Genomic DNA, 12,251 nt, shown 5'->3' on the forward strand with positions numbered 1-12,251 from the left:
CTCCTTTTGACGTTTTAGCCGCCAATGTACGATAAGTTTTGCGTAATACCGGTGTTGTTTTGATGCAGGAAATGGGTCTGTTTCTTCTCCCGCAGCGCCGCTGAAATACGCGCTTCCAGCGCCTGTTGCTGGGCATCGTCTTCCAGCAGATCGCGCAGGTTAACGCCGCCTTCACCAAACAGGCAGAGATGGAGTTTACCAATGGAGGAAACGCGCAGGCGGTTGCAAGTGGCGCAGAAGTCTTTTTCATACGGCATGATAAGGCCAATCTCTCCGGCGTAATCCGGATGGCAAAAGACTTGCGCGGGACCGTCGCTGCGTTGACGTAATTGGTGGATCCAGCCGCGACGCAGTAGCTCGTCACGCAGAACCTGACCAGAGATGTGATGCTTACGGAAGAGCTCACTGCCCTCGCCCGTTTCCATCAGTTCGATGAAACGCAGCTGGATAGGGCGATGCTGGATCCAGTTCAGAAAGGTGTCGAGCTGGTGATGATTAACATCACGCATCAGCACGGTATTGACTTTGACCTTCTCAAAACCGGCCTCAAATGCAGCATCAATCCCTGCCATGACCTGGTTGAATTTATCCTGCCCGGTAATAGCGTGAAACTGGCGGGCGTCCAGACTGTCGACACTGACGTTAATGCCAGTAAGTCCCGCATCGCGCCAGTTCGCCACATCGCGTTCCAGACGGTAACCATTGGTGGTGACCGCAATCTGGCGGATAGCGTCGTTTTCCCGCACAGCGGCGATGATATCGGTAAAGTCGCGGCGTAAAGACGGCTCTCCTCCTGTCAGGCGCACTTTTTCGGTGCCCAGACTGGCGAAGGCGCGCGTAACCCGGCGAATTTCATCGACGGTAAGAAAGCCTTTATTGGTGACGCCGCTCGGTTTGTAGCCATCCGGCAGGCAGTAGGTGCAACGAAAGTTACACACATCGGTAATCGACAGGCGCAAGTAGTAAAACTTACGCGCAAATGCATCAGTCAGTTGTGAAGCCATGTACACCTTTCCAGATACGGGAGGCGAAGTCATTTCTTCCTTCGCCCTGGTGGCAATCTTTACGAGCATTGTCACGGCCAAAGCACCGTATCAGTTGACCCAGGTGCAGAGGCTAGAGTGTTTAGTGGTTAAGCCGATACTAGCGTGTAAATGAGATTTTTACCATCCACACTTTCGCTATGTAATCATGTATATAGCGTCATGATCGTGCTATTTCGCTACAGAATAAGGGAAAATGGCAGTTTTACTTTGATATACATCATCAGGGCGGCATAGCGTGCATCGTCCTTTAGAGGTAGAAGAAAATAGTTTGTATCCTCAATATTGGCAGGTTAATTGCTGTTTCCCCGCAATTTGCGCTACTGTAGCGCGGATAATCTGACTCCAGGAAACTATATGCGCAATCGTACGCTGGCTGATCTTGATCGTGTCGTTGCTCTCGGCGGAGGGCATGGACTGGGACGCGTTCTCTCATCACTTTCGTCTTTGGGTTCTCGTTTAACGGGTATCGTCACCACCACCGATAATGGTGGCTCGACGGGGCGTATTCGCCGTTCAGAAGGCGGCATTGCCTGGGGCGATATGCGCAACTGCCTCAATCAGCTGATAACGGAACCGAGCGTCGCCTCCGCGATGTTTGAATACCGTTTTGGTGGCAATGGCGAACTTTCCGGTCATAATCTCGGAAACTTGATGTTAAAGGCGCTGGATCACCTTAGCGTGCGGCCTCTGGAAGCCATCAATTTAATTCGTAATCTGCTGAAAGTGGATACGCATTTGATTCCAATGTCAGAGCATCCTGTTGATCTGATGGCGATTGACGATCAGGGGCATGAAGTTTACGGCGAGGTCAATATCGACCAGTTAACTACGCCGATTCAAGAGTTATTGTTAACGCCTAATGTACCCGCAACGCGTGAGGCGGTTCACGCTATCAATGAAGCGGATCTCATCATTATTGGGCCTGGCAGTTTTTATACCAGCCTGATGCCAATTCTGCTGCTGAAGGAAATCGCCCAGGCATTACGCCGCACGCCAGCGCCGATGGTTTATATCGGCAATCTGGGGCGTGAGTTGAGTTTACCTGCGGCTAATTTGAAGCTGGAAAGCAAGCTGGCAATTATGGAGCAGTATGTTGGTAAAAAGGTCATTGATGCGGTCATCGTCGGGCCAAAAGTGGATGTCTCGGCGGTGAAAGAGCGGATTGTGATCCAGGAGGTACTGGAGGCCAGCGATATTCCGTATCGTCATGACCGCCAGTTGTTACATAACGCGCTGGAAAAGGCGTTACAGGCTTTAGGTTAACGGAAATCCGAAGGAAAATTCCGGCTTCCTATTGAAGACAAAGTGCGCGTTGTTTATGCCGGATGCGGCGTGAACGCCTTATCCGGCCTACAAACCGCGCAAATTCAATATATTGCGGAGAAAATGTAGGCCTGATAAGCGTAGCGCATCAGGCTGTTTTCCGTTTGTCATCAGTCTTCTTCGCTATCCTGTTACGATGCCGCGATAAACAGCTCACGCAGCTGATGCAACTGGTCACGAATTTGCGCCGCTTCTTCGAACTCCAGATTCTGCGCGTGTTGCATCATCAACCCTTCCAGCTCATGGATTTTCTGCTGCAACGCTTTAGGCGACATATCCATCGGCACATTATCCGGCTCAACAATCGGGCGCGATTTTCCTCTGCCCTTCGCTTTGGTTTTGGCAATGTTCTGCCCCAGCGCCAGGATATCGACCACTTTCTTGTTCAAGCCTTGCGGCGTAATTCCGTGTTCCTCGTTGTACTTCTGCTGTTTCTCGCGGCGACGTTCGGTTTCGCCAATCGCTTTCGCCATTGATGGGGTGATCTTATCGCCGTAGAGAATCGCTTTACCGTTAACGTTACGTGCCGCACGACCAATGGTCTGGATCAACGAACGTTCGGAACGCAGGAAGCCTTCTTTGTCAGCGTCGAGGATCGCCACCAGCGACACTTCCGGCATATCCAGACCTTCGCGCAGTAAGTTGATCCCTACCAGCACGTCGAACTCACCCAGACGCAAGTCGCGGATAATCTCCATACGTTCGACGGTGTCGATATCTGAGTGAAGATAACGCACGCGCTCGCCATGTTCTTCGAGATATTCGGTAAGATCTTCCGCCATCCGCTTGGTCAGTGTGGTGACCAGTACGCGTTCGTTAATTGCCGCTCGCTGACGAATCTCCGAAAGAAGATCATCAACCTGTGTCGCCACCGGCCGCACTTCGATAATCGGGTCAAGCAATCCGGTTGGACGCACCACCTGATCCACCACATCGCCGCCGGATTTTTCCAGCTCGTAATTACCCGGCGTCGCCGAAACATAGATGGTTTGCGGCGCTAATGCTTCGAACTCTTCAAACTTAAGCGGACGGTTATCCAGCGCTGATGGCAGGCGGAAGCCGTACTCCACCAGTGTCTCTTTACGCGCCCGGTCACCGCGATACATGCCGCCAATTTGTGGAATGGTGACGTGAGATTCATCGACCACTAGCAGCCCATCAGCAGGGAGGTAATCAAACAGCGTCGGCGGTGGCTCACCCGGTCCACGACCGGAGAGGAAGCGCGAGTAGTTTTCAATCCCCGAACAGTAGCCCAGCTCGTTCATCATCTCCAGATCAAACTGGGTACGCTGGGTCAGCCGCTGCTCTTCCAGCAGTTTGTTGTTTTCCAACAGCACTTTGCGTCTGGCGGCCAGCTCTTCTTTGATCTCCTCCATCGCCTGTACGATGCGCTCGCGCGGTGTGACGTAGTGCGTTTTCGGGTAGATGGTAAAACGTGGAATAGTGGAAACAATCTGCCCGGTCAGCGGGTCAAATAACGACAATCGTTCCACTTCCTCGTCAAACAGTTCCACGCGAAGTGCAATGTCATCCGATTCTGCCGGGAAGATATCTATCACCTCGCCACGAACGCGGAAAGTACCACGCTGGAATGCTTGATCATTACGAGCGTATTGCAGCTCCGCCAGTCGGCGCAGAATCGCGCGCTGATCGATAATCATACCGACCGTGAGATGGAGCATCATCTTGAGATATAAATCAGGATCGCCCAGACCATAAATCGCGGAAACAGACGCCACCACAACCACATCACGCCGCTCCAGCATCGCTTTGGTGGCGGATAAACGCATCTGCTCAATATGTTCGTTAACCGAGGCATCTTTCTCAATGAAAGTGTCGGAACTCGGTACATAGGCTTCCGGCTGATAGTAGTCGTAGTAGGAGACGAAATACTCCACCGCGTTTTCCGGGAAGAACTCTTTCATTTCGCCATACAGCTGGGCCGCCAGCGTTTTGTTGGGCGCAAGTACCATGGTTGGGCGCTGAAGGTCAGCAATGACATTGGCAATGGTGAAGGTTTTCCCTGAGCCAGTCACGCCAAGTAACGTCTGGTGCGCCAGGCCATCTTCCAGCCCCTCTTCGAGACGTCGAATCGCCTCTGGCTGATCGCCAGAAGGTTTAAAAGCGGAATTCAGTTTGAACGGTTTACTCATGAGTCGCTACCTGAAGGAGTTGGGCGGGCAGGTATGTAATTTTACTCGTCGTACTTAATTATGCTAACAAATTATACTGGATAAAAAAACAGTTCATCACCATAATATTTCTGATACAGCGTAAACTCCGCTGTCAATCATGAGCAAAATTTACTCTGTGGCGAGATAAAACTCCGGCCTTACCGGGTTATCCCCAAAGCAACGGCTTTTTTAACATTTGTCAAGATGAGTGATGACAGTTTTATGGCAAGAGATGCCTGTTCAGTGACTGCCATTGCATTTATCTAACCAGTTAAAAAATAAAAGATATTTCTTTGAGCCGTCTTTAACGCCAATTCGCGTGCAAGCCGCGTATTCTCTCGCTTGCCTCGTGTTTTCTAACTCTAATACACATGGTTATCCACAGGAATAGTGGATAACTGTCTCCAGCCCCTATCCCCCGCCGCCTGGGCAATTCCCACATTCGCCGCATGAGGCGGAAGTAAAATTTTTTTCGTGATTATTTTAGAATTTAATTGGTTAAATTGCAGTCAATCGAAGACGCGATCTCGCTCGCAATTTAACCAAATACAGAATGGCTACAACAAGGCAAGGTTTATGTACTTTCCGGTTGCCGCATTTTCTGGATTTTCTGCAAGCCAGGGGATCTCTCCCAGCAGCGGCGCGGGAATCATGCGGGTGAGCGTGGTCATATATTCAGCGTGACGTTTTCCCGGAGGCGTAACATCGTTCGCCACCCAACCCGCCAGAGTCAGTCCGGCGTGTTGTATTGCCTGCGCAGTCAACATCGCGTGATTAATACAGCCGAGTTTCACACCAACTACCAGTATCACCGGCAGTTGTTCCTGTGTTACCCAATCTGCAAAAGTGAAAGTGTCAGAAAGCGGCGTAAACCAGCCGCCAGCACCTTCCACTAACACCCAGTCAGCCTGTTGTTCAAGCGCGCGTAATCCGGCGCTCATTACCAATGATTCTATCGGTCTGCCCTCTTGCGCGCTGATGATGTGCGGCGAAGTGGGTTCTGCGAAGGTGTAAGGATTTACTGTTGCGTAATCCAGCTGCAGGCTGCTGTTGCGCTGTAACGCCAGCGCGTCGCTATTGCGTAAACCTTCCGGGGTCTTTTCGCTGCCAGAGGCGACCGGTTTATAACCTGCCGTCCGGTAGCCTGCTGCCTTTGCGGCTTGTAAAAGTGCACAACTGGCGACAGTTTTCCCCACTTCGGTATCCGTTCCGGTGACAAAATAACGTTTACTCACGAGCAATCACTCCCAAAAAAAGATGATACGTCAGAGGATATCGCCCCTGCTGTTGCGGCCAGGCCAGTTGCAATCGCTGCAACTGCGAACGCGTTAATATTCGCGGGTCGCGCCCTTCATGAAGATGCGTGGCACCGATGCCTTTCAGCGAACGCATGGCACTGAGCGCATCATCAAACCACAGCGTGATGGGCTGAATATGATGTTGATAATGCACGCCGTTCAGCGACTGTTCGATTTCATCTGGCGGTAAAAAGCGATTAGCATGCGGACGCTCGTCCACCGCCTGCCACGCCTGATGCAGTTCGGGTAACGATCCCTGCACCAGCGTGGTAAACGCGACCACGCCTTTGGGGCGCACCACCCGATACAGCTCGCGGAGTGCCGTGGATAAATTACCGCACCACTGCACTGCGAGATTGCTCCATGCAAGATCGAACGTCGCAGTCGCTAACGGCAGGGATTCGATATCTCCCGCCAGATAATGGTCTGCGGCATCCTTCTGGCGTGCCTGAACAAGCATTGGCGGCGAGAGATCTAAGGCCGTCACCTGCGCGTGACGTTCCCGCCAGTGGCGGCTCATCCAGCCAGGTCCACAACCCGCGTCCAGTACGTGGGTGTATTTACGCTGTGGAAGTATTGCCAGTAAGGCGTCAGCACTCTGGCGCTGTAGATCTGCATGTTGCTCATAGTGTGCGGCTGCCCGACCAAATGCCGCTGCAATGGCTTGTTTATTAACCGTTGCCATGCAGCACCTCCAGCAGACGGTCGATATCCTGCATTTCATGCGCAGCGGTTAGCGTTAAGCGCAGTCGCGCAGTACCAGCGGGTACGGTTGGCGGGCGAATCGCCGTGACCCAGCAGCCTTGCTGGCGCAGTTTTTCTGCCAGTTGTAACGCACGGCTGTTATCACCGACAATCAATGGCTGGATGGCGCTGCATGAATCAGCATGCGTAAACGGCAAATCCTGTACTCCGGCACGAAAACGCGTAATGAGTGCCGCCAGTTTTTCGCGCCGTGCATCACCCTCATCACTGCGAATGACCGCCAGCGACGCACGTAATGCCTGCGCCTGAGCGGGCGGCATACTGGTGCTGTAGATAAGGTGGCGGGCGAATTGCAGCAGATAATCCGCCACCGTACTGGAGCAAAGCACCGCTGCCCCGCTGACGCCAAATCCTTTGCCAAAAGTCACTACCAGCAATTCTGGTTTTACCTTTTGCAGCCAGCAGCTGCCGCGCCCCTGCTCCCCGATAACGCCCGTGCCGTGGGCATCATCGACCATCAACCAGCCATTGTGCTGTTGCGTTACCTGCTGGATTTCCGCCAGTGGCGCACTATCGCCGTCCATGCTGAACACGCCTTCTGTCACCACCATTTGCTGCCCCGGACAGGGGGAAGCAAGCAGTCGCGCCAGATGAGTGACATCGTTATGAACAAAACGGCGAAGCTGCGACGGGCTTAAACTGGCAGCCTCCAGCAATGAGGCATGGCTAAGCCGGTCGGCAACAATACGGTCCTCTTTCGCCATCATCGCGGCAATGACCGCCTGATTAGCGGCAAAACCAGAGATAAACAGCAGTGCCCGCGAATAGCCCAGCCACTCGGCCAGTTCTTCTTCCAGCGCCTGATGTGCCACGCTATAACCGCTGACGTGACCGGAGCCGCCGCTACCGACGCCAAATTGCTCCGCACTCTGCTTCCAGGCACGGATAATTTGCGGATGATGGCTTAAACCTAAATAATCGTTACTGGAAAAGTTCAGATACTGGCGATCGTCCGCCACCAGCCAGCGTCCTGCTCCTTGCGCCACTGGATAACGGCGACGCAGGGCATCGGCAGCACGCCGCGCATCGAGGGCCGCGTTGATTTTATCCTGCCAGCTCATAGTGCTGCCGCGTTGTAATATTCGTCAGTGTCCGGGGTCATCAGTGCCTGTTCCAGACGCTGCTGTTGTTCGTTATCGCCCGCCAGCACGGCAGTTTGCTGCGGATTTAGCCCCAGTTTGCGGAACAGTTGCAGGTCTTTATCTTCTTCCGGATTCGGCGTGGTCAGCAGTTTGCAACCGTAGAAAATCGAGTTTGCGCCTGCCATAAAGCACATCGCCTGAGTCTGTTCGTTCATCTGCTCGCGTCCGGCAGAAAGGCGCACGTAAGAGGTTGGCATCATGATCCGCGCGACCGCAATGGTGCGAATAAAATCAAAGGCATCGACATCATCGTTATCGGCAAGCGGCGTGCCTTTCACCTTCACCAGCATGTTGATTGGCACGCTTTCCGGCGGCGTCGGCAGGTTTGCCAGTTGCAGCAATAATCCGGCGCGATCTTTTACCGTTTCGCCTAAGCCCACAATGCCGCCAGAACAGACTTTGATCCCGGCATCGCGCACTTTTTCCAGCGTATCGAGGCGTTCCTGATAAGTGCGTGTGGTGATGATATTGCCGTAAAACTCCGGCGAGGTGTCCAGGTTGTGGTTGTAGTAATCCAGCCCGGCGTTCGCGAGGCGCTGCGCCTGAGATTCACTCAACGTGCCCAGCGTCATACACGCCTCCAGCCCCATCGCTTTTACCCCCTGCACCATTTGTTCCAGGTACGGCATATCGCGTTCGTGGGGATTCTTCCACGCCGCGCCCATACAGAAGCGCGTCGATCCTGCCGCTTTCGCTTTGCGCGCCGACTCCAGCACCTGTTCAACTTCCATCAACCGCTCGGCTTCCAGCCCGGTTTTGTAGCGCGAGCTTTGCGGGCAGTATTTGCAATCTTCCGGACAAGCTCCGGTCTTAATCGACAGCAAAGTGCTGACCTGCACCTGACGAGGATCGAAATGCTGTCGATGTACCTGCTGCGCTTCAAACAGCAGATCCAGCAACGGTTTTTCAAATAATTCTGTGACTTGCGACAATGTCCAGCGTGGGCGGTGAGCCATGGGGCTTCTCCAAAACGTGTTTTTTGTTGTTAATTCGGTGTAGACTTGTAAACCTAAATCTTTTCAATTTGGTTTACAAGTCGATTATGACAACGGACGATCTTGCCTTTGACCAACGCCATATCTGGCACCCATACACATCCATGACCTCCCCTCTGCCGGTTTATCCGGTCGCGAGCGCCGAAGGTTGCGAGCTAATTTTGTCTGACGGCAGACGCCTGGTTGACGGTATGTCGTCCTGGTGGGCGGCGATCCACGGCTATAATCACCCGCAGCTTAATGCGGCGATGAAGTCGCAAATTGATGCTATGTCGCATGTGATGTTTGGCGGTATCACCCATGCGCCCGCCATCGAGCTATGCCGCAAACTGGTGGCAATGACGCCGCAACCGCTGGAATGCGTTTTTCTCGCGGACTCCGGCTCCGTAGCGGTGGAAGTGGCGATGAAAATGGCGTTGCAGTACTGGCAGGCCAAAGGCGAAGCGCGCCAGCGTTTTCTGACCTTCCGCAATGGTTATCATGGCGATACCTTTGGCGCGATGTCGGTGTGCGATCCGGACAACTCAATGCACAGCCTGTGGAAAGGCTATCTGCCAGAAAACTTGTTTGCTCCCGCCCCACAAAGCCGTATGGATGGCGAATGGGATGAGCGCGATATGGTGGGCTTTGCCCGCCTGATGGCGGCGCATCGTCATGAAATCGCGGCGGTGATCATTGAGCCGATTGTCCAGGGCGCAGGCGGGATGCGCATGTACCATCCGGAATGGTTAAAACGAATCCGCAAAATATGCGATCGCGAAGGTATCTTGCTGATTGCCGACGAGATCGCCACTGGATTTGGTCGTACCGGGAAACTGTTTGCCTGTGAACATGCAGAAATCGCGCCGGACATTTTGTGCCTCGGTAAAGCCTTAACCGGCGGCACAATGACCCTTTCCGCCACACTCACCACGCGCGAGGTTGCAGAAACCATCAGTAACGGTGAAGCCGGTTGCTTTATGCATGGGCCAACTTTTATGGGCAATCCGCTGGCCTGCGCGGCAGCAAACGCCAGCCTGGCGATTCTCGAATCTGGCGACTGGCAGCAACAGGTGGCGGATATTGAAGTACAGCTGCGCGAGCAACTTGCCCCCGCCCGTGATGCCGAAATGGTTGCCGATGTGCGCGTACTGGGGGCCATTGGCGTGGTCGAAACCACTCATCCGGTGAATATGGCGGCGCTGCAAAAATTCTTTGTCGAACAGGGTGTCTGGATCCGGCCTTTTGGCAAACTGATTTACCTGATGCCGCCCTATATTATTCTCCCGCAACAGTTGCAGCGTCTGACCGCAGCGGTTAACCGCGCGGTACAGGATGAAACATTTTTTTGCCAATAACGAGAAGTCCGCGTGAGGGTTTCTGGCTACACTTTCTGCAAACAAGAAAGGAGGGTTCATGAAACTCATCAGTAACGATCTGCGCGATGGCGATAAATTGCCGCATCGTCATGTCTTTAACGGCATGGGTTACGATGGCGATAATATTTCACCGCATCTGGCGTGGGATGATGTTCCTGCGGGAACGAAAAGTTTTGTTGTCACCTGCTACGACCCGGATGCGCCAACCGGCTCCGGCTGGTGGCACTGGGTAGTTGTTAACTTACCCGCTGATACCCGCGTATTACCGCAAGGGTTTGGCTCTGGTCTGGTAGCAATGCCAGACGGCGTTTTGCAGACGCGTACCGACTTTGGTAAAACCGGGTACGATGGCGCAGCACCGCCGAAAGGCGAAACTCATCGCTACATTTTTACCGTTCACGCGCTGGATATAGAACGTATTGATGTCGATGAAGGTGCCAGCGGCGCGATGGTCGGGTTTAACGTTAATTTCCACTCTCTGGCAAGCGCCTCGATTACTGCGATGTTTAGTTAATCACTCTGCCAGATGGCGCAATGCCATCTGGTATCACTTAAAGGTATTAAAAACAACTTTTTGTCTTTTTACCTTCCCGTTTCGCTCAAGTTAGTATAAAAAAGCAGGCTTCAACGGATTCATTTTTCTATTTCATAGCCCGGAGCAACCTGTGAACACATTTTCAGTTTCCCGTCTGGCGCTGGCATTGGCTTTTGGCGTGACGCTGACCGCCTGTAGCTCAACCCCGCCCGATCAACGTCCTTCTGATCAAACCGCGCCTGGTACCTCTTCTCGCCCGATTCTGTCGGCAAAAGAAGCGCAGAATTTCGATGCTCAACACTATTTTGCATCCCTGACACCAGGTGCTGCAGCGTGGAATCCTTCCCCGATTACCCTGCCTGCGCAACCTGACTTTGTTGTCGGCCCGGCGGGCACTCAAGGTGTAACGCATACCACGATTCAGGCGGCGGTAGATGCGGCAATTATCAAGCGTACCAACAAGCGCCAGTATATTGCCGTGATGCCTGGTGAGTATCAGGGAACGGTATATGTCCCTGCCGCTCCGGGTGGAATTACTCTGTACGGTACAGGTGAAAAACCGATTGATGTGAAGATTGGGCTTTCCCTTGATGGTGGCATGAGCCCTGCCGACTGGCGTCACGACGTCAACCCGCGCGGCAAATATATGCCAGGTAAACCAGCGTGGTATATGTACGATAGCTGCCAGAGCAAACGCAGCGACAGTATCGGTGTTCTCTGCTCTGCGGTCTTCTGGTCACAAAACAATGGCCTGCAACTGCAAAATCTGACCATCGAAAACACGCTGGGCGATAGCGTAGATGCAGGTAACCATCCGGCGGTGGCACTGCGTACTGATGGTGACCAGGTACAGATTAACAACGTTAACATTCTCGGTCGTCAGAACACCTTCTTTGTCACCAACAGCGGTGTGCAGAACCGTCTGGAAACGAATCGTCAGCCGCGTACGCTGGTGACCAACAGCTACATTGAAGGGGATGTGGATATCGTTTCTGGTCGCGGCGCAGTGGTGTTCGATAACACCGAATTCCGCGTGGTGAACTCACGTACTCAGCAAGAAGCGTATGTGTTTGCACCGGCTACGCTGTCCAACATTTACTACGGTTTCCTCGCCGTAAACAGCCGTTTCAATGCTTTCGGTGATGGTGTGGCGCAACTGGGCCGCTCGCTGGATGTTGATGCCAATACCAACGGTCAGGTGGTGATCCGTGATAGCGCCATCAACGAAGGTTTTAACACGGCTAAACCGTGGGCCGATGCGGTGATCTCTAATCGTCCGTTTGCGGGTAATACCGGCAGCGTAGATGATAACGACGAAATACAGCGCAATCTGAATGACACTAACTACAACCGCATGTGGGAATACAATAACCGCGGCGTGGGTAGTAAAGTGGTTGCAGAGGCGAAGAAGTAAGAGCAATTAACTATTTGCCGGATGCGGCGTAAACGCCTTATCCGGCCTACGGTTCGATGCGATTTGTAGGTCGGATAAGATGCGCAAGCATCGCATCCGACAATAAGTGCCGGATGCTGCGAAAATGCCTTATCTGGCCTACAGATTCGATGCGATTCGTAGGTCGGATAAGATGCGCAAGCATCGCATCCGACAATAAGT

Annotated in this window: 10 protein-coding genes and 1 riboswitch; of the genes, 4 read left to right on the top strand and 6 right to left on the bottom strand. The window is 53.1% G+C overall.

Features of this window, described 5'->3' with window-relative positions; genetic code table 11:
* Positions 1–14 precede the first annotated feature (14 nt).
* Positions 15–1,004, bottom strand: a complete 990-nt coding sequence (gene moaA / locus ACU8XX_RS16655; protein ID WP_001408763.1) for a GTP 3',8-cyclase MoaA — start codon at positions 1,002–1,004, stop codon at positions 15–17.
* Positions 992–1,136, bottom strand: a riboswitch (molybdenum cofactor riboswitch). (Overlaps the previous gene by 13 nt.)
* A 264-nt stretch (positions 1,137–1,400) precedes the next feature.
* On the opposite strand from moaA, the gene yvcK reads away from it, so the two are divergent.
* Positions 1,401–2,309, top strand: a complete 909-nt coding sequence (gene yvcK, locus ACU8XX_RS16660) for a uridine diphosphate-N-acetylglucosamine-binding protein YvcK (RefSeq protein ID WP_001295302.1) — start codon at positions 1,401–1,403, stop codon at positions 2,307–2,309.
* 191 nt (positions 2,310–2,500) lie between these two features.
* Here yvcK and uvrB read toward each other — a convergent pair whose 3' ends face one another.
* The 5 genes from uvrB to bioB form a co-directional block, all read right to left on the bottom strand.
* Positions 2,501–4,522 carry an excinuclease ABC subunit UvrB gene (gene uvrB / locus ACU8XX_RS16665; RefSeq protein WP_000042533.1) on the bottom strand — a complete coding sequence of 674 codons (2,022 nt, stop codon included), beginning with the start codon at positions 4,520–4,522 and terminating at the stop codon, positions 2,501–2,503.
* A 578-nt stretch (positions 4,523–5,100) separates the two neighbouring features.
* Positions 5,101–5,778: a dethiobiotin synthase gene (gene bioD / locus ACU8XX_RS16670; protein ID WP_000044837.1), complete on the bottom strand. Its 678-nt coding sequence runs from the start codon at positions 5,776–5,778 to the stop codon at positions 5,101–5,103.
* A complete protein-coding gene (gene bioC, locus ACU8XX_RS16675; protein WP_016241986.1) occupies positions 5,771–6,526 on the bottom strand; it encodes a malonyl-ACP O-methyltransferase BioC in 756 nt (251 codons plus the stop codon). Before bioC ends, bioD begins: the two co-directional genes overlap by 8 nt.
* Positions 6,513–7,667 (bottom strand): 8-amino-7-oxononanoate synthase, encoded by a 1,155-nt coding sequence (bioF, locus tag ACU8XX_RS16680; RefSeq protein WP_000118796.1) that lies wholly within the window; start codon positions 7,665–7,667, stop codon positions 6,513–6,515. Before bioF ends, bioC begins: the two co-directional genes overlap by 14 nt.
* On the bottom strand, positions 7,664–8,704 hold the full coding sequence (bioB, locus tag ACU8XX_RS16685) for a biotin synthase BioB (protein ID WP_000951213.1): 1,041 nt from the start codon (positions 8,702–8,704) through the stop codon (positions 7,664–7,666). The genes bioF and bioB overlap by 4 nt, the downstream gene beginning before the upstream one ends.
* An 86-nt stretch (positions 8,705–8,790) precedes the next feature.
* Here bioB and bioA point away from each other — a divergent pair, with 86 nt between their 5' ends.
* From bioA to ACU8XX_RS16700, 3 genes are all read left to right on the top strand, one after another.
* Positions 8,791–10,080, top strand: coding sequence for an adenosylmethionine--8-amino-7-oxononanoate transaminase (bioA, locus tag ACU8XX_RS16690; RefSeq protein ID WP_001300379.1), 1,290 nt, complete (start codon positions 8,791–8,793; stop codon positions 10,078–10,080).
* 58 nt (positions 10,081–10,138) lie between these two features.
* Positions 10,139–10,615, top strand: coding sequence for a kinase inhibitor (locus ACU8XX_RS16695; RefSeq protein WP_001509705.1), 477 nt, complete (start codon positions 10,139–10,141; stop codon positions 10,613–10,615).
* Positions 10,616–10,766: 151 nt separating this feature from the next.
* Positions 10,767–12,050: a putative acyl-CoA thioester hydrolase gene (locus ACU8XX_RS16700; protein WP_001091569.1), complete on the top strand. Its 1,284-nt coding sequence runs from the start codon at positions 10,767–10,769 to the stop codon at positions 12,048–12,050.
* Positions 12,051–12,251: the final 201 nt, after the last annotated feature.

This window comes from Escherichia sp. MAL-1, assembly GCF_052948035.1.

Excerpts from the sequence above, each read along its gene's own strand:
- yvcK (WP_001295302.1), top strand. The coding sequence starts at position 1,401 with ATGCGCAATCGTACGCTGGCTGATCTTGATCGTGTCGTTGCTCTCGGC.
- bioA (WP_001300379.1), top strand. The coding sequence starts at position 8,791 with ATGACAACGGACGATCTTGCCTTTGACCAACGCCATATCTGGCACCCA.
- bioB (WP_000951213.1), bottom strand. The coding sequence starts at position 8,704 with ATGGCTCACCGCCCACGCTGGACATTGTCGCAAGTCACAGAATTATTT.
- moaA (WP_001408763.1), bottom strand. The coding sequence starts at position 1,004 with ATGGCTTCACAACTGACTGATGCATTTGCGCGTAAGTTTTACTACTTG.
- uvrB (WP_000042533.1), bottom strand. The coding sequence starts at position 4,522 with ATGAGTAAACCGTTCAAACTGAATTCCGCTTTTAAACCTTCTGGCGAT.
- bioF (WP_000118796.1), bottom strand. The coding sequence starts at position 7,667 with ATGAGCTGGCAGGATAAAATCAACGCGGCCCTCGATGCGCGGCGTGCT.
- bioC (WP_016241986.1), bottom strand. The coding sequence starts at position 6,526 with ATGGCAACGGTTAATAAACAAGCCATTGCAGCGGCATTTGGTCGGGCA.
- ACU8XX_RS16695 (WP_001509705.1), top strand. The coding sequence starts at position 10,139 with ATGAAACTCATCAGTAACGATCTGCGCGATGGCGATAAATTGCCGCAT.